This is a genomic window from Mucilaginibacter gossypii (assembly GCF_900100945.1).
Taxonomy (GTDB): domain Bacteria; phylum Bacteroidota; class Bacteroidia; order Sphingobacteriales; family Sphingobacteriaceae; genus Mucilaginibacter; species Mucilaginibacter gossypii.
The window spans coordinates 41,851-62,714 of sequence record NZ_FNCG01000018.1 but is presented as its reverse complement, the minus strand read 5'-3'; the positions used below and the strand labels follow the sequence as shown (position 1 = coordinate 62,714).

At 39.9% G+C, this 20,864-nt stretch carries 14 protein-coding genes; 7 read left to right on the top strand and 7 right to left on the bottom strand.

Going from position 1 to position 20,864, the window contains the following annotated elements:
- Positions 1–443: 443 nt before the first annotated feature.
- Positions 444–2,273 (bottom strand): PAS domain-containing protein, encoded by a 1,830-nt coding sequence (locus BLS28_RS25230; protein ID WP_091174265.1) that lies wholly within the window; start codon positions 2,271–2,273, stop codon positions 444–446.
- Between the two features lie 469 nt (positions 2,274–2,742).
- Here BLS28_RS25230 and BLS28_RS25225 point away from each other — a divergent pair, with 469 nt between their 5' ends.
- Positions 2,743–2,946, top strand: a complete 204-nt coding sequence (locus tag BLS28_RS25225) for a DUF5110 domain-containing protein (RefSeq protein WP_091174262.1) — start codon at positions 2,743–2,745, stop codon at positions 2,944–2,946.
- Between the two features lie 133 nt (positions 2,947–3,079).
- Here the strand turns inward: BLS28_RS25225 and BLS28_RS25220 are convergent, their stop codons facing one another.
- Together BLS28_RS25220 and BLS28_RS25215 are read right to left on the bottom strand one after the other, a co-directional pair.
- The gene (locus BLS28_RS25220) at positions 3,080–3,997 is read right to left on the bottom strand and encodes a helix-turn-helix domain-containing protein (RefSeq protein WP_091174491.1); all 918 of its coding nucleotides are present in this window, start codon (positions 3,995–3,997) and stop codon (positions 3,080–3,082) included.
- 62 nt (positions 3,998–4,059) lie between these two features.
- On the bottom strand, positions 4,060–4,887 hold the full coding sequence (locus BLS28_RS25215) for an SDR family NAD(P)-dependent oxidoreductase (RefSeq protein WP_091174258.1): 828 nt from the start codon (positions 4,885–4,887) through the stop codon (positions 4,060–4,062).
- Between the two features lie 1,159 nt (positions 4,888–6,046).
- On the opposite strand from BLS28_RS25215, the gene BLS28_RS25210 reads away from it, so the two are divergent.
- Both BLS28_RS25210 and BLS28_RS25205 read left to right on the top strand, forming a co-directional pair.
- The gene (locus BLS28_RS25210; protein ID WP_218134511.1) at positions 6,047–6,238 is read left to right on the top strand and encodes a carboxymuconolactone decarboxylase family protein; all 192 of its coding nucleotides are present in this window, start codon (positions 6,047–6,049) and stop codon (positions 6,236–6,238) included.
- A 129-nt stretch (positions 6,239–6,367) separates the two neighbouring features.
- Entirely contained in the window at positions 6,368–7,285 is a 918-nt protein-coding gene (locus BLS28_RS25205) for an NADP-dependent oxidoreductase (RefSeq protein ID WP_091174255.1), read from the top strand.
- A 533-nt stretch (positions 7,286–7,818) separates the two neighbouring features.
- Here the strand turns inward: BLS28_RS25205 and BLS28_RS25200 are convergent.
- Positions 7,819–8,217 (bottom strand): helix-turn-helix domain-containing protein, encoded by a 399-nt coding sequence (locus BLS28_RS25200; protein WP_143020869.1) that lies wholly within the window; start codon positions 8,215–8,217, stop codon positions 7,819–7,821.
- Between the two features lie 521 nt (positions 8,218–8,738).
- Between BLS28_RS25200 and BLS28_RS25195 the strand changes: the two genes are divergently transcribed.
- Complete coding sequence (locus tag BLS28_RS25195; protein WP_091174249.1) at positions 8,739–10,181, top strand: hypothetical protein; 1,443 nt, start codon at positions 8,739–8,741, stop codon at positions 10,179–10,181.
- Between the two features lie 367 nt (positions 10,182–10,548).
- On the opposite strand, the gene BLS28_RS25185 is transcribed toward BLS28_RS25195, so the two are convergent.
- Positions 10,549–10,908 (bottom strand): hypothetical protein, encoded by a 360-nt coding sequence (locus BLS28_RS25185; RefSeq protein WP_143020868.1) that lies wholly within the window; start codon positions 10,906–10,908, stop codon positions 10,549–10,551.
- Positions 10,909–11,400: 492 nt separating this feature from the next.
- On the opposite strand from BLS28_RS25185, the gene BLS28_RS25180 reads away from it, so the two are divergent.
- On the top strand, positions 11,401–11,856 hold the full coding sequence (locus BLS28_RS25180; RefSeq protein ID WP_091174241.1) for a hypothetical protein: 456 nt from the start codon (positions 11,401–11,403) through the stop codon (positions 11,854–11,856).
- Between the two features lie 201 nt (positions 11,857–12,057).
- On the opposite strand, the gene BLS28_RS25175 is transcribed toward BLS28_RS25180, so the two are convergent.
- Positions 12,058–12,411: a helix-turn-helix domain-containing protein gene (locus tag BLS28_RS25175; RefSeq protein ID WP_091174239.1), complete on the bottom strand. Its 354-nt coding sequence runs from the start codon at positions 12,409–12,411 to the stop codon at positions 12,058–12,060.
- 66 nt (positions 12,412–12,477) lie between these two features.
- Positions 12,478–13,020: a UpxY family transcription antiterminator gene (locus tag BLS28_RS25170; protein ID WP_143020867.1), complete on the bottom strand. Its 543-nt coding sequence runs from the start codon at positions 13,018–13,020 to the stop codon at positions 12,478–12,480.
- Between the two features lie 433 nt (positions 13,021–13,453).
- Here BLS28_RS25170 and BLS28_RS25165 point away from each other — a divergent pair, with 433 nt between their 5' ends.
- Positions 13,454–17,920, top strand: a complete 4,467-nt coding sequence (locus BLS28_RS25165) for an Ig-like domain-containing protein (protein ID WP_091174230.1) — start codon at positions 13,454–13,456, stop codon at positions 17,918–17,920.
- Between the two features lie 48 nt (positions 17,921–17,968).
- Positions 17,969–20,809: a PQQ-dependent sugar dehydrogenase gene (locus tag BLS28_RS25160; RefSeq protein ID WP_091174228.1), complete on the top strand. Its 2,841-nt coding sequence runs from the start codon at positions 17,969–17,971 to the stop codon at positions 20,807–20,809.
- Positions 20,810–20,864 lie beyond the last annotated feature (55 nt).

Sequence of the window (20,864 nt, the reverse complement as noted above, 5' to 3'; positions counted from 1 at the left end):
TTAAACGTATAAAAGGTTAGGCGTGTTTGAACTATTTTAAATGCTACGCTCTCCGCCTCGCTAATTGAGCAAAAATGAATTTGCCCCATTGGAAAAACTGGCGAAAGCAAAAAAACTGCACAAACAACCGGCGCAACAGAGAGATGGCTTTAGCTATTATCAAATTATTTGTCCGGCAAGGCGCCTATATTTATATCACCGGCACCGCCAAGAACGACTCAATCCCACCGCTAAGTATTTTTGAATTAGAGAGAAATTTCTGCAAGTCAATTATTTACAAGTTTTTTATAATTTTAGCCCGATCAAAATAAACCATTAATCGCTTTGTTCCGGTGACCTGTAGATGAACTTGTTAGCGGTAAAACTGCTGATTATCAAAACGATTATATAAAATTTTTGCCGTTTAAAGTTATTCACCTTTGCAGACTTTCATTTCAGAATTGTTATTTGTATTTTATTTCCTCAGCATTTTCAACGATTTCTAATATTATTGCATCTAACTTATTAACTGCAGTTAACAAATGATTTAATACCTCCCCCTTTTCAGCCTCTGTTAATTCCTCGTTTTTCAAAACATTCATTAAGCCCAATAAATTTGCAACATGAGGCCGGGTTAAGTGGGATTGCATCCAGGCAACTGTCCTTAATTTTTCATTTTGTTGCTCTATAGCTTTGGAATGAAGCAACCTTTCGGTAATGTCCTTAAAATACACCGACAATCCGTTTTCGGATGGGTAAACCATTACGTCAAACCACCTATTCACGGCAGGGCTTAATGTTTCAAACGATTGTACAGTTTTTTCTTTAAACGCTTTTTTGTAGTGCTCGTAAGTAGCGCGTCCTGGTATATCGGGATAAATATCTCTCAGGTCTCGTCCAATAACTTCTTCGCGAGGCTTTTCCAGAATAATTTCGGCCCTTTTATTCCAATAGTTTACTACCCAATTTTTGTCCATCGCAAAAAAGCCATCGCCAATACTTTCCAGTATTTCATTTCTTTCCTTGTAAGAACTGTTTAATTTTTGCTCTGCTAATTTTTGCTCTGTAACATCCCGCTCAATCGCAATCCAATGAGTAAACCTACCCTTTTCATTTGCTATGGGCGTAATAGAAGTGTTTATCCAAAATTGCTCGCCACTCTTTTTATAATTGATAATTGTGATCTCACAGGATAGCCAATTACGGATTGCCTCATTAAGTCGTGCCAACTCGGCCCAATCACTGCTCGGCCCCTGCAGAATTCTTGGCGATTTACCCAGAACCTCGGCAGCAGTATATCCCGTCATTTTAGTAAATGCATTATTAACATATATGATACGTGGTCCCTGCTCATCAAATGGCTCAGCCTCCATTATAATTACCGAATCGTTGGTATTAGTAATCACAGATTCCAACAATCTCAGCTGTCGTTCTTCTTTTTTCAATTCGGTAATATCGTGTACCGACCCTACCAGTTGCACACAATTATTGTATTGGTCAAAAATTGGTGTAACTGTTACTTCCCCTATTTTTGTGCCTGTAGGGTATGGTGTTGTTTCTGTCCAGGTAATTTTTTCTTTACTACTTATCGCCTGTTTATACTTAGACACCGCCAGGGTTAAAGATGGTTCGGGAATTATATAGTCAATGTATTTTCCTATAACATCACTTTCCTGAATTCCTGTTATGTCGGTAAAGGCTTGGTTTACAGATAGGAATTTAAACTTCCCGTCCGCTTCAATGCTAATCACAAAAATTACATCTTTAACATTGTTATATATAAGCGATAACTGCTGTTGGCTATCCAATAGCTTTTGTTCGTTATCTTTTATCTTCTTCAAGCTAATTTCCTTTTCGGTAATATCGTTAAATACAACCATCATGCATTCTTTGTCGTCATAAGTGATGGCGTAACCCGAAACTTCAACGTTAATAGTCGTGTTGTTTTTTTTTAAATGCTCATATACCCCAAATTGGTATGCCCGATTTTTATCAATAAGGCCATTAAGTATCTTATTAACCTCTTCAACATCTTTTTGAGGCCTGTAATCATGTATAGTCATGTTTAAAAATTCGGCCTTGCTATATCCGTAATGTAAGACAGCCATCTCATTTACATCAAGTATTCTATAACTAGATAACTCATATATGAGCATTGGTAACGGGCTTTTGTCAAACAGCACACGGTATTGCAAGTCGTGTTTCTTGGTTTTTACCTGGCCCTTGGTTTTTTCTACGTAACTCCCACCAGCAGCGGTAATTTTTTGTAAAGAAGCATCATTTCTCTTTGACATAATCTTGGTCCTAACACCTGTAAATACAAATAAATGTAAGTTATGAGAGTTTAAAAAGTAACAAAAGAATGAATTTTATTTTCGTTTAAAAATTGGTTCGAGCATAATACAACTAAGTTTAATTAATTACAGTAAATGCATGTTAAAGTCAGATAATTAATCCGACATAAGATGTTAATTTCCGAACAATAATATCGCGTGCGATCTCATATCATGTGCCAAGATATTTTGACTTATCAAATGGCTGGATAAACCATAACAGATTGACCCCTGCAGGCCAATTTGATTTTGACCGCCTTTATTTATCAGTCAAAACTTTAAATAAAATTGGTGAAGACGGGGCCAATCAAAACAGTTTCTCCAGTTATCAAAATACAGGCGAGAAATCGTTGAAGACTTTAACGCTATATATTAATCCAGATGCAAAAGACAACGCTACGGGCGAACTTTACTGGGATAAGGACGAAGGTTGGGATTTAAGAAAAAGCAGTACAGCAAAATCAAATTCAAGGCAGCAAAAAGCGGCCACGAAATTACGCTGCGTGTGGTTACCCAGGAGGGCAGTTATCCCATTAATAAGGAGGTTGCCAATTTAAAAGTTGTCGTCCTTAAGGATGGCAAAGAATATTTGGGAGCAGGTAATTTGAAAAAGGGCGTTTCTGTGCAAATCTGAAGTTTCTGGCTACTGCAGTCTCGTTAGTTCAAGTTGCAGAACAACTGGCAATTCTGGTAGCTGTAAAAAAGGGGGCAACTATTATCTGCCAAATGTGTAATTATTAAAATGACAGCGGATAACAGGCAAGTTGCTAATTAAAAGATTTCCTGAATTCCAGCGGCGAAAGATTCGTCCTGGTCTTAAATAGCTTACTGAACGACTGTGAATGCTCAAAACCTAAAGCATAAGCCACCTGGTTGACCGACAGGCTTGTGGTAGATAATTTTTCCTTCGCTTTTTCAATGAGATGATCATGAATGTGCTGTTGGGCGCTTTGCCCGGTCAGTGATCGCAGCATGTCACTCAGGTAGTTAGGCGAAAGGTTCAGTTTTTCGGCCAGGTAGGCAACGGTAGGGATTCCGTGGCTCAACGTCAGTTCATCATTGAAATACGTATCCAGTGTTTCCTCCAACCGTTGCAGGATGTCGGTGTTGGCCGCTTTGCGCGTCAGGAACTGCCGCTTATAAAAACGGTTGGCATAACTGAGCAGCAGTTCAATCTGGGAGATCATCACCTCCTGGCTGAAGTCGTCGATCCGGCCTTCGAGTTCCTTTTCCATAAAGCTAAAGATAGCCAGGACCGTGTTTTTTTCTTCTTCCGAGAGATGCAGTGTTTCGTTGGTGCTGTAGGAAAAGAAGCCATATTGCTTGATCTTTTTAGCCAGTGGGTACCCCAAAAAGAAATCCGGGTGGATGATGAGAGTGTACTCTGAGCACACCGTCCCCTCCAGGTCGTTACCGCCGATGATCTGCCCCGGTGCGGCGAATAACAAACCGCCGTTATCAAAATCATAATAGCCCTGGCCATATTTCAACTTACCGCCCAACCTGGGCTTGTAGGCGATCTTGTAATAGGCCAGCACATGCCGGGTGGGTAATTTGCCTTCCAATACCGTGTGTGCACCGTTAATCAGGCTGATCAGCGGGTGTTTAGGCTGCGGTAAGCCGAACATCCGGTGCGCCTCGGTCAGCGACTCAAGTTTCAATGGCGGGTTCTCATCCTTTTTCATCATAGCTAAGTTAAGGACACCAAGCCGTAATTTGCAGTGGCTGGTGTCCGTATTTTGTAATTTCATTGCGCAGAGCGCGAAACTTCATCCCAGGCTTCCCAGGTGGCAATGCGCTCCGCGTAGGCAGTTTTCAGGCCGGTTAGGTTATGGCTACCAAGGTTAAAACGTAGCGGCGGATTTTCAGAGTCCACCACTTTGAACAGAGCCTGCGGGGTGGCGGCCGGGTTGCCTCTCTCCATGCCTTTTATTCCCTCCATGAATTTCGCTTTAAAATCGTGGTACACCGGATTTCCTTCGAAAACCGTCGGGATCTGATCGCTACCAAATTCGGTTGCATATGCGCCAGGTTCAATGATGGTGACTTTGATACCGAACTGCGCCACTTCCAGGGCCAGGCTTTCATGGATAGCTTCAAACGCCCATTTGGACGAACAGTAATAGCCCAGGATCGGCATGGCCAGATGGCCCAGGTTACTGGAAGTACCCAGGATATGTCCGTAACCCTGCCCACGCAGCAGCGGCAAAGCCGCCTGGATCACACTTACAGGGCCTATCACGTTGGTTTCGTACAGGGCGCGGATATCGCCGGCACTGCCGTCCTCGATCGTCCCGATCAGGGGGTAGCCCGCGTTATTCAACACGATGTCCAACCGGCCAAAATGCTCATGAGCTTTATTTACGACTTCTTTAACCTGAGCAGGGTTAGTCACGTCGAGTTCCAGTATCAATACCCGATCACCATATTGTTCTTTTAATGCAGCGATGCTGCTCAGTTCGCGGGCCGTAGCGGCCACCAGATCTCCGCGCTCTAATGCCGCTTCTGTCCATATACGTCCCAGACCGCGCGAAGCGCCAGTGATGAACCATATTTTATTCGTTTGCTGTGTCATACTATATTTTATTTGATGAAAGCAAAGTTCAGGGAACAAGCCTTTTGCTTTGTAGCCTAATTACTGTTCTTTGTAGGCTGATCTCTGTATTTTTTCAGGTAATCCGGGACACATCCAGAGAGATCTCCAAAAAAGCGCAGGGACATATCAGGGCTTTAATCGCTGCGGGGAAAAGTATATTTTGCCCATGCTGCAGGTGCACAGCGCCCCACAGGTAGGAAGCCAGAAGCAATAGCCCCAAGAGGGCGATCCATCAAATGATGAATAAGTCTGCCGAAGTTAGTTATGTAATGCCTAACAACTGATAGGTTCCGGGTGCAATGACAAAAAATTGCGTCATTAAGCAAGCTCTGTTATTATTTAATTCAAACAGGTTAATTAAATGCTTTTATGTGAATTTGAATGGGATGCTTTTATTCAAGAACCTGACCTGGTCTTAAGTTACTTATAAAGTATTATTATATAAATTCTAAAAAAAAAGTGGAGGCGGAGGGAGTCCTATCGAACAGTTAATGTCGCTGCTTTTATTTTTAATGAATTGAAAATCAAATAGTTTTAGCGCTGTATAGCTCTATGGGGAACATAAAAACAGGGTTCCTTTTCTTCGTTTTTATTTGAAATCAATTTATGTTGACATTTTTGTCTACTCAAAATGCTCGATTATCGAACACTCTTATAGGTTTTTAAATCAGGGGTTATAATTTTGCTGATTTCATAATCAAAAGAGCTTTTTAAAATCTTTGCAGATTTTAGAATACGCAAGTGATGTAACTTGATGAATATATTAGGCCATTTAAGCGTTATTCATTAATGAATCGCTAATCCAATTATCTATTGGTTCGAACCCAATTAGGGGAGGCATTCTTGAAGGCCAGAACCGAAAGGGATTTGATCTGGCTCAGGCTTATATCTTCTTTTGACTTATTGATTCTTGAAATCGGTTACGCCGACCGAGGTAAGCCGTGCTGAAACTCAGGTTTATTATCGATAATTTAAAAGACAAGTTGCTAAAAAAAAGTTGCCAATAAAATTGACAACTTGCCTGAAAAAGTAATCCTTATTGTATAAATCTCGAACTATTTCCTGTCTGATCTGCACTTATTTGCTGATTTAGAATTATAAACCGAAACGTGACGTCGCCGTTCAGTTTGCGAAAAAAGTGATCGAGACCCGTGGCAAAGTTAGCGACGCCGATTTAGGCGTAGTACGGGACGCAGGCCACACAGATGCAAATATTATGGAGATCGTTGGCCTGGTAGCCATGTACTCCCTGACGAATTTTATCAATAACGTGTCTGATCCTGAAAAGGATTTTCCGCCGGTATTGCCTGCCGGCTCGATCTCACTATAGCAAAGTAATCTCCGGGAATGTCTGGATTATAATATGGATTAACGCTAAAAAATAAAAAAATAAAAAAACCAATGATCAGCAACATCACTTCTTTTAAGTGGTTGCTGATCAATAAAAAGGAGGTGTATTATGAAAGCAATTGTTGTAACAGATCAGGATGCTGGATTAGCCGGAATGAAACTGGTGGAGTTGCCAGAGCCGCAGCCGGCCATCAACGAGGTCATCGTTCAGGTTTACGCGGCCAGTATTACCGGGGACGAGCTGTCATGGCCGTCGACCTGGACCGATCGTACTGGTCGTGACCGGACGCCTTCGATCCCGGGACACGAACTGGCAGGGGTGGTAACAGCGCTTGGCTATGGCACAACGGGATTGTCAGTAGGACAACGGGTTTTCGGCCTTCAGGATTGGTATCGCAATGGTTCGTTGGCAGAATACGTGGCCATTGAAGCGCGCAACCTTGCACCATTACCAGACGATGTTGAGTTCAATGATGGCAATGCGCTCGTGATGTCTGGCTTAACTGCATGGCAAGCGCTTTTTGATCACGGCCAACTTCAGGCAGGGCAAAGAGTCCTGGCGCATGGAGCGGCTGGTATCGTTGGATCGATGACTGTCCAACTCGCACGTGAGGCCGGTGCGTACGTCATCGGCACTGGTCGGGCTGCTCACCGTGAAGCGGCGTTCAACTTCGGCTCCAATGAATTCGTTGACCTGGATAATGATACGTTAGAAGACATTGGCCAGGTAGATCTGGTTATTGATGCCCTCGGCGGCGATATCGCGAAGCGTTCCCTGGGTGTAATCCGTCCCGGCGGAAAGTTCGTGTCCATTACCGGCTGGAATGAGGAACAGGCCAACGGAGTCTTGAGTATTGATTTCGTCGTGGAAGCAGACCGCGCTCAATTAAGTGAGATCGTGAAACGATTCCGGGATGGATGTTTGAAAACGAATACCGGTAACATTGTTACGCTTGACGATGCGGTAGCCGTCTATAACTCGCCCGGTCAGGCTAAGGGTAAGACGATTGTCCGAGTTCGCCCGTAGACCCGGTCTTAATTTATATTTATCATTTTGTCAAACTAAAATTATCTAAATCATACGAGATAATTAATGGGAATTCTTCTGTTCCCCAAACTATACTATACCCTTAATCCAGACTTTATTTGCATGAAATGCATGAATACACTTTTGTTCTAAAGGAGCCTTGGACTTATTAAGATAAATGAATGTTAAACGTGGCGTATTCGTTTTCTTTTCAACTTGACAAACGGCGATGGAATCCTGATAGATTTTCGCGCTGTAAATGCTATCATGGGCGATGACAACTTTCCAATCATTTCATAAAGTGTTGGTACTTTTTTTGAGCAAATGTGATTTGACCCAATAAAAGTATGAATGCGATTAATAAAGATTGTTTCATGTCGGATTACTGTTGGCAAGGGTTTGCGGGAGGATTATAAAAAAGTACTGGCGGAGACAGTTGCAGAAACCGCGAAGGCTATGACATTAAATAAGCTCCTCAACTCAAGTAAAACATCAAATTATTCGGGGAACAAGTGATTTGTGAAACCTGTAATTTATTTAAACTCGTCCCGGGGCTTATCTGCCCCCTCATCTGCCAATTCATTAAATTCGATAGAACGCAGGTAGCTATTGAAATCGTTTAATAGCGTCTGATATTTTTTTTGCCAGTTATTTATCCTATCCGCACCATTGCAACAATTGTTATTAATAAATAAATCAGATTGTCCTAAAATAGCGAAGTCGGCGGGAACAAAATATTCGGGAAATTCTTTCGAAAAATCGTGTCTTATAACAAGGCCTATCTTTCGGATATTTGGCGGAGGAAGATTCTTTTGTTGAAACCAATTGTAGCAAGAGCGGCGATTTATCTGCAATGCCCGTGCTAAGTCACTGATATTATAACCGTTTTTCCGTACTATGTACTCCGTAATTTGCCCGTTATGTTTCTCCATAATTATAAGTTGCATTTTACAATACAAAATTCCGACCGAAAATGAAGAAATACCGTTTTTAAAATCTAATGGTGTAAGATTTTTCCGTTCATTGTATTCATTTTCTTAAAACGAAAATTAAATTTAGTGTTTTAACAGTTGCCGGATCAGGTGAATGTTTTATGATACAAAAATGCTCACAAAAAAAGACTTTCCCATACATGATATTTTTTAGGCATAATCTTCTGTAAGTCAGTTTTTTATATTATTTAAAAAAGAAATTGACGCAAGATAAACTATGGGTTAATAGCTCTTTTTAACTGGGAGTTTAAAAAAATAATGAATACAAACGATTCAGCTACTGGATATTTGCTGAATTTCATTTAACGATAATTAATTTGTTATTACTTTATTTATGCCAGGGATATTTTTAATCAAAAGATTATAAAAAACGCACACATTGGAAATAAAAAAGCCTTTTATTAAAGAAAACTTACAGCAATTATTTAAAATGATGTAAATTAAGTCAATTCATTTGAAGCATGGAAAAACCCCGATACCAAAGCGTTACAATCCCAATAATATTGTCTTTCCTTTTGATAATTATAACGTTTTCCTATGATATTTGCACTGCTATTGACGTCGAACAAGACGAATTGGGCGCTTTAATAAATGCATTTGTTCCGCTTGTTCTTGGGGTATTAAGTTTGGTTATTATGGCAATGGTGTTAATTTTTTCGAGGAAGGAAAAAATTGCTTTTTACACGCTGATATTTTTAGGTGCAGTTAACTTAGCTACTGCAGTTTTTCTTAAGTTCAATTTTAAAGATTTCTCACCGCTAAATTCTAATCACGACTTAACTACGTCAAAAGTTCTGCTTTCTTCGGTTTTAACACCAATTAACGAGCGTAGCAAAATTATAATTGAAAATCTTGACGGCTTGCCTGATAATGATGTTCTCGCATTTTCATTTGTGCATAAATCCGGTATTACCAATAGTGATATCCGCAAAAAAACCTTCGACCATAAGGAAGTAACTGTCTGTTTAATCAATAATGCTTCTTCTGATTTGATAATCAGAGGTATGGCGCTATCTGACGATGAACTTTGGCATATTAAATCAATAAAAAAAGATGACAAAATACAAAGCACTTATCCTTTAGTAATCACGCCTTCAGGCCAGGTATACATAACAGTCGAATTCACCGCTGCTAAGATCGAACAGCGCATCAAAGCCCCGTGGTGGAAATATCTGCTTAAAACTCAAAATTTTTTGGCCGTACAATCAAGATATTTTAATTATCAGAAATTAAGAGGCGCTACCTGTATCAATACAAAGGGGATTTTGGTTTTAAAAACCGACAGTAAAACGGAGCCATACTGCAATATTCATCTAAATGGTTTATGGCAATATAAAGTAGAGGGAGATTGGGAACCAGATTTACAAAGAGTGGTTAATACGTTGGGCTTCGGGACCGTAATAGGCTTTAAAAATTTTGATAACGGTTTAAATGGGAATAAGCTTGTTCCTTTTTCTGATGAAGTTACAGGGAACTGTTTCAGTGTTGCCGACCAGAGCAAATCCGTAAGAATAACTAAGATAGCCGCTTATCACGGCTGTTGTTCCGTCGAGGCCGTTGATTCTACCTGTTACTATTATCCTGCAAAAAATAAAATGTTCCCTTTGTTTGTGTCAATGCCGCGTACCAGGCAAATGTTATTTCCTAATGGCTATAATACGGGTGTAAATTCAGTTTGTTTTAAACCAGATTATCCGTTTGTTTTAAAAGTTGGTAAATCCGACATGGAGAGAAAAAGAAACTTTCAAAGTAAAATTGGATTGAGAATATGGAAAGCCCGCGACTTAAACGGCTCACCTATTTCCAATGCCTTTATTTTAGGTGCTGATCATTTAGGTGCAAGAGGCACCAATTATGATTATCAGGATGAAGTTCTTTATATAGAGAATGTTAAAATTAAGTAAAACCTCTTTATAATTATATTGCCGGGGAGACAAAAAATGTAAAAACCTCGACTATCTATAAATTAATGTTTTTAACAATTTCTTTTACTTGGCTCAATGTGTCCTCCTGGCCTTTGAAATTGTCAAGTACATCATCGATTATAATCCTAAAATTTTGGGCGGATATATCTCCTTCACAATTGTAAGTATTTTTAGTTGTTGAAATTAAACAATAGCTGTCTGATTTTAGAATGATCTTAAGACTTTTATAAGCATTTAACAGCCGTTTCACTACAGTTTTTTTAACAGCTTAATACGTACTACGCATGTAGAAAGTTACGTGTTAGGCTAATGAAAAAAACAGCATTAGCTATAAATCAATAGAAAATTATAGGTAAGCACGATCTTGCAGGATCAGGTCATTGAATTCTTGTAATAAGCGTAAATATTTCTCTTTCCAAAAATCATTTTGGCTTTGTGCAAAATTACTGATATAAATTACCGGGGCATCCTGCATTTGATAGATAGATTTAAAATCATCCCTATGGAAAAATTCCGGAAACTCATGCGAGAAATCATGCTTTATTGTTAATCCTATCCTGAGAATGATTTCTTCCTTTAGGCGTTTCGAATTAAACCAATTGTATACTGATCTCCGATTTATGTTGCAAGCTTTGGCTAAATCACTAATACAATAAGCATTTTTTCTTACTCTATATTCCACAATTTGCCCGTGATGCTTTTCCATAAATTTAAGATATTGATAGTTGGCTATAATTTGTTGTTTATTAATGGTCAAAAAAGATTTACATTATTGGTGGCCCGATAGCTAATTAAAAATATTGGCAGACATTACGGCATATCCCTGTGTTGTTTGTTATAGACATACACAATTATATTTAATAATACTAATGATGTAACTAATGCCTCCATAAGGGTAGCGTAAAAAGGTTAAAATATCGATGGAAGTCAAATTTAACTAACGCGACAATGAAAATCTACAATTTACTACCTCGCAATTTGATACAATAATATGCTCATAAATGACCGCTTTTTGTGGTGGTTTCTCGTTTTTTAAGCGGGAAGCAAGTACTAAAATTCATTATTGGTCTTCATTTATAAATACAATTACGATATGCTGGGTTGGATTTACAATTATTCTCATAATGTTATACACTTTTGTGTATGAGGCACTTCGTTGGTTTTGATGTGCTATTTTTACTAAAAAAAGATCAAGATTATGGAAATTTTAGACAAAAAATTAAAGCTAGGGATGTTAAACCAAGGGAGTGCAAATGCTTTAAATGTAACTACATTTATTAAACGAGTGGGGTGTTTATTTTTAGCGGCCGTATCGTTTTTTGCAAATTCAGGATGTAAAAAATTATCAGATGAGGATATACAAAATAAAGGTAGCTATTATGGTTACGGCAAACTTGTTGTAACTTGCAGTGGAGAATGTAACGTGTCGTTTGGAGAAGTTGGAAAAATGAATGTCTATACTATTAGCTCAACAACAGCAACATATAGCTTCAGGTATCAAACCAAATACCAACTCGGAATTTCTATCACTCCGACAGATAAGGACCAAAGCATAAAAATGGATGTATATAGCAGGGAAGAGAAGCAAATTTTTCACAACACCGTCAATCAAAAGGTTAATATTCCATGGCAATCACAGATTCTGGTACCATAACGCTAAACATGGTGCTATATCCCCAAGGTTTAATTGGAGTTTAAAATATTATATTTTTAATGAGATTTAATTGAATCTGCCTCCAAAAGGGCCTGGTGCACAAGCACCAGGCCTTTAGAGCCTAATTAGTTGGATGGCTATAAAAAAAGAACCCTATAAGGGTAATTGAATTTGAAATCAGGGAAGTATGATTATGACCGGTTAAGAATGTCGATTACTTTCAACCCTGCTTCTCAATAGGGTATTGTATTTCTCAAGTAATTCAATGTATTTGTCCTTCCAGATAGCATTTGCATTTTCGGACGGATAATCGCTATGAAAACCACCCTGTGTTTGCATAAAATCGCTTTTTCTAAATAATTCAGGAAACTCTGCGGAAAAATCATGCGAAATTAATATACCTATTTCATGAATAATTTCCTGCTTTAAATATTTTTGGTTGAACCAATTATAAACAGATCTTCTGTTCATGTTTGTCATTCTGGCCAGTTGGCTTATACTGACCCCTTTTTTTCTGATGACTAATTCAACTATTTGCCCATAATGCTTGTCCATGCCGGTAGAAATTTGGAGGTTAGGTTATACAAATTACTCAAATAAGTATATAAATAAAAACGCAGATCAAACTTGTTGATATGCACGGAGGTTTTGCAACGGTTCACCAACCCGAGACAGATGCTCCGGCTTGATTTTAACAGTTAATGCAAATCCCAGATTTTCAATCGTCAAAATAACCAACCTGCCGTTGTAAGCTGTTACAATGCCCTCGTGATGGGATAACAAACCATCTTTAACTTTTATTTGCTCGCCTAATGTATAAGGCTTCAATGAAACAACCTCAATATCGGTATAAGTGCGTATTGTTGATTTTATATTTTCAATTTCCTGAATTGTAATAACCACCGGATTGCCGCAGTGCTTTACCACGTGTAACACACCTGATATCTGCATAATTTTAGCGATATCATAATTATTGGCTAAAACAAAGATATAAGATGGAAAAAGCGGTATTCCCACAGATTTTAAGCGGTCTGCCCATTTTCTGGTAACGTGTAACAAGGGGCAGAATGATTTGAAGTTATGATCTTTTAAAGCCCGGTCGATTTTTTTTTCCCACCTCGGTCGTGTGTATAAGACAAGCCATTTCTTTTCAATCTGATCCATTTTTGTAAAAGATTTTATCTTTTTAAGCGATTTCCGGTTGGTTTCAAATGTGTATTCAACCAATTCTTCATAACAATTGTTTCTAAAGATAAACGAAAACTGATACGGGATTGTGCAAGATGGGAAATTTGTGTATGAACATGAGAAATGGTGAGAAGCAGAATAGAAATATGTTACAGTCTATTACAAACAAAGCATTTACTACATTTCTTGGCCCGGGTCGCTGTTGCTTATTAGTTTCTCACATTTATACAATTCAGCATCAACGATGTTTAATATCAGCTTTTTATGTCGTTTTATAGGTAAAATTGCTATCGAGGATACAATAAAATGATTTGCGAGGCGGTGAAGTTATCTCTTATGCTATTGTAAAAGGTAGTTATCAATAACAACTCAAATGGGTATTAATGATCGACCGTAAAAAATAAAACATATGACCAGATTTTTCCCCATATTGTTTTTGCTACTTATAAACTTTATCCATCTTAACGCGGCGACCGGTATTATTAATCATAAAGTTTTGCGCGTCGGGATAAAGACAAAACCGGATACCTGCAGCAGTATCAGCACATTGCCCTGTAGTGCCCTTACCGTTACTCTTCCTTTCAAATTATCGTTTGATGCCTCAGTACCTAACACTATTATTGATAGAAATGGCCAGGGAACAGGTTTTACAACGGTAAACAAGTACTCTGGTGTAAGATTAGCGGCTGACGGTAACCCCTCAAACCCAGTCATGCCAGGTTATGAAGCATCAAAAATAACTGTAATGGGCGGAAGTTTACAGCTGGTTACCAATAAGGGCATTGATATATTAACTAATAACAACCAACTAAATGTGCTGGGTGTAAAGGTTAATCCTGTGAAAAAACTACAGATAGATGTGAAGGTTATCAATCCTGTGAATGGAGCACAGGCCCAGCAGGCAGGTATTTGGTTCGGATTAAATGATAAAACATATCTTAAACTGGATGTAAGCAATAATAAAATTGAATTAAGAAGAGAAATCAACGACGTTACCAGTTCAATATCTGGTATTGCTAACCCGGATCAACGTATTACGCCAGCTATCACGGCTTTAAGTGCCAAAACAGTTAGTCTGAGGTTAGTGATAGATTCTGTAGCCAAAACAGCAGAAGGCTTTTATTCAACCGATGGGTTAAATTTTTTGAGCGCTGGGGCGGGCTATGCAGCGCCGTATATCAGTATTGATAGTACTGGTATAATTAACCATGCAAATTACGCAGGCATTTTTGGAACGCACCGTAACGCCAGCGGGGCGGTAACATATAGTTTCGACGACTTTGCAGTTACGGATATAGGTTCAAATTCAAAAGTGCTTTCCTTTTCTCAAAACATACTCAATATATCAATAATCAAAAAGGGGCTGGTGTATCCGCAAACAGTAAATATTACTTCAAACGTTGCTTTGCCGGCAGGTTACACGCTAACTAAAACAGATGCAAATTGGTTGAATTTACCACAACCCAAAAATAACTTATTAACCTTTGATGCCAACGCAATCGATTCAAATACAAATGCGGGTAGTTATCAGGCTGTCGTTACCTGCGCCGCCACTGGTTACAAATTTGCAACATTACTGGTAAACCTTAACGTAGTTGACGGTCAATTCTCACAACCGATAAATGTTAATTTTCAAGACCCGGCAGCGATTCCGCCTGTAAATTATATGAGAGATTACGGCCAGGGCTATGCCCTGCGTACAGCGCCATTACAGGGGAGTGGGTTGGAATTTGGTTGGCGACGAAAATCTGATGGCTCGGCAATAAATATAACCGGTAATGGCCGGAATAGAAATAACCCCGAAGACGTACTATTGGCCACGTTAATTCATATGCAGGCCAATACTATCAGCGGATCGTTTAGCGGCACCAAGGTCGAATCGTTTTGGGAAATTAAGGTTCCTAATGGTATTTATGATGTAACAGCATCTGTTGGTGATGGTTATGTGGGTTCGGCACCCGAGTTTCATTCGTTAAATATTGAAGGCGTTAATGTGATAAATCGCTTTGCGCCGGTTGGTAAGGAAGGCTCGATAGGGCGTTTTAAAGCTGTAACCAGCCGCATAATCGTTAATGACGAAAAACTAACTATAACAGCAGATGGCGGTACAAATACCAAAATAAACTATGTTAATATAGTGCCATATTCTTTGAGTTCGTATTTGTTTTGGGGCAAGGGCAACCAAAATTTGATTGTGAATGCAGGATCAAAAGATGTAAGCACATTCTCGATACCGTTAGGCAGCTCAAATAACCAGGCAACATCGTACGCCGTTAGCGCAAGTTATACGGGCGCGAGTAGCAACTGGCTTACTTTTACCCCCTCGCAAACGGGGGTACAACCCGAAGTTTTCTTTAACTATTCTGCCACAAAAAACTTACCAATAGGTAATTACAAAGCCGTGATTACCGCAAAAGCGCCACAGTTTACGAGCAGTACATTTATTGTGCAGATAAATGTTGTTGATAGTTTAAGGCCTTATGTGATATCATCATCGCCGGCAAACGGGGCAACGAAAGTGCCGTTAAATTTGGTTAGTATAGCCGCGAATAATTTACATGTGCCTGTGGCTGCCGGGTATCATGGCGGTGTGGATAACAGCACCATCACCAATAATACTGTTAAATTATTTAAACTTGTTGATACATCATATATTGAAGTGCCGGGTGTTGTGCAAGGCACCGGTGGGGGCGACGCCATCAGTATTTCGCCTTCGGCAACCTTAGATCCTAATGCCATTTATAAGTTTGTTATAACTTCGGGAGTTAAATCGTACGCAAACATCCCTTTTGTGCCTTACGAGATGACGTTTACTACCGATGCTGCGCAGGTAGATTCGTCGGCTCTTTTAAACGCTCAGTTTACCAAGGTACCCATTGCCGGAACACAGAATAAAAAGTATAGTTCGTTAGCTATCGGCCCCGACGGTAAATTTTATGCTCTGCGCCTGGATGGTACGATCGAGCGTTATTTAATGAACCATACCGACGGGTCCCTTACGCTGGATAAAACAATGGGCACCTTGGTTGCCAAATATGGCGAGCGGACAGCTATTGGCTTAACCTTTGCTCCTACGTCTACCTCAAGCAATGTAATTGTATGGGTTTCTCATTCTTCAGGCGGATTGACTGCGGCCCCATCATATGATGGAAACATATCTAAATTATGGGGAGATAGTTTACAATTTGAACAGTTGGTAATAACTAAGTTACCTCGGTCAACTCGCGACCACATGGTAAACAGCTTAGCATTCGGGCCTGATAACGCACTTTATATATGCCAGGGCAGTAACAGTTCGGCCGGATCTTACGATAATGACTGGCAGCGTAATGAAACATTATTATCAGGGGCTATATTACGATTGGATTTAACCAAGCTTAATAGTTTTGTTTTACCACTAAACGTGCAAACTACCTCTAACCAAATGGTGATAAACGCCGCTCCCGGCAACACTGCTGCCATGTCTGACGGAACGTATAATCCTTATAGCACGGTTTCGCCGCTAACTATTTATGCTTCAGGGGTGCGCAACGCTTTTGATATGATTTGGCATAGCAACGGGCAGTTGTATTTGCCAACCAACGGCTCGGGCGGTGGAGGTAATTCGCCGGCATCCGTTGCAGGTACCCACAGACCTGACGGCAGTTTTTATCACGGGCCGGCAGTTGCCGCTACCGTTGGTGTAAAAGTACAAAACGACTGGCTGTTCAGGGTAAATCCCGATTTGCCTGTTGGCTTTTTTGGTCATCCCAATCCGTTGCGCGGCGAATATGTTATCAATAGGGGATATCCCGATAACCCGCTTTATTCACCTACAGTTAATCCCGATTCCAATTACAGGGCCGCATATAGCTTTGGTTTAAACAACTCGCCGGATGGGGCTTTGGAATATAAAAGCAACACTTTTAACGGCGCTTTAAAAGGGAAATTATTAGTATGCAGGTTTAGCGGCGGCGGCGATATTATTGTGATGGAGCCCGGCGCGATGACTAAAACTGCTTACTCCGGAACTAATGATCATATCTATGATATAGTAAAAGTTACCACCGGATCAAGTAACAGTGGCTTAATAGGTATGTCGGGCTTTGCAAATCCTCTTGATATAGTGGAAGATGCAGTAAATGGGAATTTGTATGTAAACGAATTTAACTGGAATAACAATACAAATCTTATTTCGCAGATAACCTTATTAAAGGTTTCAAGCCCTGCCCCGCCAATGCCGGTTTTGGCGGTTAGTGCCGTGTCCCGCTCATCGGTTAATGATAACGATGATAAAGAGTACCAGATAACACTGATTAATAAAGGAGACGGGGTATTAAAGATCAAGGATATACGGCTATCTGGGCGCGATGCCGGGCGTTTTGCTATCAGCAATATTCAACTGCCATCTGAACGGTCACTACTTGTGCTTAGTAAAAACAGATCTTTAAGTTTCAAGGTTAACTCAAAAACTAAGGTCGATGGCAACTTAAATGCCTTATTAAAAGTAACGAGCATTGACGATACCACTAAAATAGTTCAAATAGATAATTCTGCGCATGTAGATTCGGTTATCATCAAAAAAAGTATTGATGAATTTAAATCGGTGGCTGCAAGTGGCGACGAACGTGTGTTGCAGGCTTATCCTAACCCCATAACAAACGGAATAGCGAACGTTAAGCTATCTCATTTCAAGCCGAATGAGCCTGTATCGATTTATGTTTTTGATATGACGGGCAAGAAACTCAAAACAAACAAAGCCCAGGTAGATGAAAAAGGGTCTTTAAGTACAAAATTCGAGTTAGAACAGCGGGGGGGTAATAAATTCTACATCATTAGGGCCGTATACAAATCCGGTTACAAGTATGCCAAAATTATAGTTGATGGTGGCAATTAATAAAACAGCTGCCAAATGGCAGCTATATAACTATAAAGATTGTTTTAGATGAGGCGGTTTTTAGAAAAAAGTTTAAGAGTTTATTTAATTTATTTAACAGCGTTTGGCTGTATCGTATTCCTGTTTTGCAGTAATTATGAAACAGTAATTAAGCCTTCAATTTATAAACATGATGAAAAACTTGTTTCATCACTGCTTTGCATAGCCGAGAACCCCGTTATAGAGCCCGTTAAGATAAATTTTCAGGATGAAAAAACCGTACCGCCTCCGGGGTGGCTTAAAGATTTTGGCGGCCAGTTTGAAAACAGGCCGGGTGTGTATGAGGGATCGCAGTTAATGTATGGCTGGAAACGTGTTGATAACGGGCGACCGGTAGACATAACCGGTAACGGACGTGCGAGAAATGAACCAGAAGATGTTCTGCTGTCAACCTTTGTACATATGCAGGCTAATGATATTAATACCCTGTTTTATGGAATTTTTAAGGGAAAAAAAATAGATAGCTACTGGGAGCTTAAACTGCTAAATGGGGTTTACAAAGTTACCGTCGCGGTTGGAGATGGAGAAGTTGGCAGGGCTACCGAAAAGGATTGTATAAATGTTGAAGGAGTAAAAACCATTTATAATTTCACGCCGATGGGACGCGTTCGAAGCCCCGGAAGATTTAAAACCTCTACCGTAACTGTTACCGTAAGTGACGGCGCGTTAACGATAGATGCGATAGGAGGTACCAATACCAAGATCTGTTATGTAGAAGTTGATCCCGTTAGCATATCACCATATGTTTATTTATCAGCAGGTTCCCAAAACCTTTTGGTTGATAAAAATAATAAAGACAGTAATACGATAAACGTCAATATCCATAATTCATTAAACACTAACATAAAGTACAAAGTATCAGCAAGCTATGACAAGGAAAGCAATGGGGTAGGCTGGTTAAACAAATTAAAAAATGTTAAAGAGGGAGATTCAGTTATAACTTTTGATTATTCGGCAGCAAGAGCAATGCCTACAGGCACTTATACAGCCTCTGTACACGTTTCGGCCAATGGATACAGTAATGCCGTTATAAATTTAGCCTTGCGGGTTGTGGATCATAAACGGCCTTATGTTATATCCTCTACACCAATAAATGGCTCAAGCGCAACCTATAATAATATCACTATAGCGGCCAACAACCTGTTTATACCTGTTGCCAAAGGAGTAAAAGGAGGGGTTAATAATTCAACAATAACCAACGAAACCGTAAAACTTCTGAAAATAAGCAACGGTGAAAGTATAGAAGTGGCTGGAAATGTGCAAGGTACGGGTGGTGGCGATGCTATCAGTTTTGCGCCTGCAAAGTCGCTTGAACCCAACACCATTTATAAGTTTGTTATCACAAGCGGCGTAAAGTCATACGCGGGAACATCTTTTATGCCTTTTGAAACTGCTTTTTCAACTGCTTCAGCGCCCGTTGATTCTGCCAATCTTCTCAATGCTTCTTTTACCAAAATTTCTATCCCCGGCACACAGAATAAAAAATACACCTCGCTAACTTTTGGCCCCGACGGGAAGTTTTACGCCTTGAAAATGGACGGAAGCATAGAGCGATTTGACGTAGACCATACAAGCGGAATGTTAACCAACATGACACTCATCAATACGCTTATCGCAAAATATGGTGAAATAACCGCCATCGGATTAACATTCGATCCGAGTTCAACGTCATCAAACCTTGTAGCTTGGGTTTCTTTTTCATCATCGGGTCTTACTGCAGCCCCGGTTTTTGATGGTAACATAACCAGGCTAAGTGGTAATGCTCTGAAAGATGAACAGCTTATGGTTACCAGGTTGCCACGCTCAACGCGTGATCATATGGTAAATAGTATGGCTTTTGGCCCGGATGGCGCTTTGTATATATCAGTAGGCAGCAATAGTTCGGCCGGCGAATATGACAAGGGATGGCAAAGGGATGAAACGTTGCTGGCCGGCGCAATTTTAAGGCTTGATTTAAAAAAATTAAGAGATGTGAAGTTGCCGCTTAATGTACAAACAACTGCTAATCAGGGTCTGATAAACCAGGCATCTGATCTGGCCTTGAAGTTACCAGACGGTACTTATAATCCTTATTGCTTAACCGCACCGCTTACAATATTTGCTTCAGGCATACGTAATGCGTATGATATGGTTTGGCATACCAACGGCCAGTTATATGTCCCGGCAAATGGGTCTGGTGGTGGCGGTAATTCACCAGCATCTGTAAAAGGAACCAGGAGACCGGATGGTACATATTACACCGGTGCCGAAATACCTTCTACCAGGAGTGTACCGGTTCAGCATGATTGGTTATTCAGGGTAAATCCTAACAAACCGGTTGGTTTTTTCGGGCATCCAAATCCTTTAAGAGGCGAATATGTAATTAACCGTGGTTCGGTGGATAATCCTAATTACCAGTCAAACACAAAGCCTGATATTAATTACAGGGGTGCTGCATACGATTTTGGTTTTAATAAATCGCCAAATGGCGTGATCGAATACCGGAGCAACAATTTTAACGGGGCCCTTAAAGGTAAATTATTGGTTTGCCGGTTTAGCGGTGGTGGCGATATAATGGTTTTAGAGCCGGGATCGATGCTAAAGCAAAATAACAAAGGGACATCTACCGATGATCGCATTTATGACATAACTCATACTGCAACCGGGGCAAGTAACTATGGCCTTGAAGGGATGAACGGATTTGCCAATCCGTTGGATTTAGTAGAAGATACCATAACCGGCAATTTATATATCAGCGAGTTCAACTGGAATGAGAACCCAAACTCTATTTCACAAATAACTCTGTTAAAGGCTAATAAAAAAGATATAGAACAATCTAAACCCACTGTGTATGCGTCGGGTAAGCGTTGATCTTGTCGCGTGTGGATGGTATTAAAGCAATTTGTAATGTTTTTTAGTCAATGAT

Bases quoted from the DNA above. Each gene is read 5' to 3' on its own strand.
- BLS28_RS25165 (WP_091174230.1), top strand. From the start codon at position 13,454: ATGACCAGATTTTTCCCCATATTGTTTTTGCTACTTATAAACTTTATC.
- BLS28_RS25175 (WP_091174239.1), bottom strand. From the start codon at position 12,411: ATGGACAAGCATTATGGGCAAATAGTTGAATTAGTCATCAGAAAAAAA.
- BLS28_RS25195 (WP_091174249.1), top strand. From the start codon at position 8,739: ATGGAAAAACCCCGATACCAAAGCGTTACAATCCCAATAATATTGTCT.
- BLS28_RS25230 (WP_091174265.1), bottom strand. From the start codon at position 2,273: ATGTCAAAGAGAAATGATGCTTCTTTACAAAAAATTACCGCTGCTGGT.
- BLS28_RS25220 (WP_091174491.1), bottom strand. From the start codon at position 3,997: ATGAAAAAGGATGAGAACCCGCCATTGAAACTTGAGTCGCTGACCGAG.
- BLS28_RS25215 (WP_091174258.1), bottom strand. From the start codon at position 4,887: ATGACACAGCAAACGAATAAAATATGGTTCATCACTGGCGCTTCGCGC.
- BLS28_RS25180 (WP_091174241.1), top strand. From the start codon at position 11,401: ATGGAAATTTTAGACAAAAAATTAAAGCTAGGGATGTTAAACCAAGGG.
- BLS28_RS25185 (WP_143020868.1), bottom strand. From the start codon at position 10,908: ATGGAAAAGCATCACGGGCAAATTGTGGAATATAGAGTAAGAAAAAAT.
- BLS28_RS25170 (WP_143020867.1), bottom strand. From the start codon at position 13,020: ATGGATCAGATTGAAAAGAAATGGCTTGTCTTATACACACGACCGAGG.
- BLS28_RS25205 (WP_091174255.1), top strand. From the start codon at position 6,368: ATGAAAGCAATTGTTGTAACAGATCAGGATGCTGGATTAGCCGGAATG.
- BLS28_RS25200 (WP_143020869.1), bottom strand. From the start codon at position 8,217: ATGGAGAAACATAACGGGCAAATTACGGAGTACATAGTACGGAAAAAC.
- BLS28_RS25160 (WP_091174228.1), top strand. From the start codon at position 17,969: ATGAGGCGGTTTTTAGAAAAAAGTTTAAGAGTTTATTTAATTTATTTA.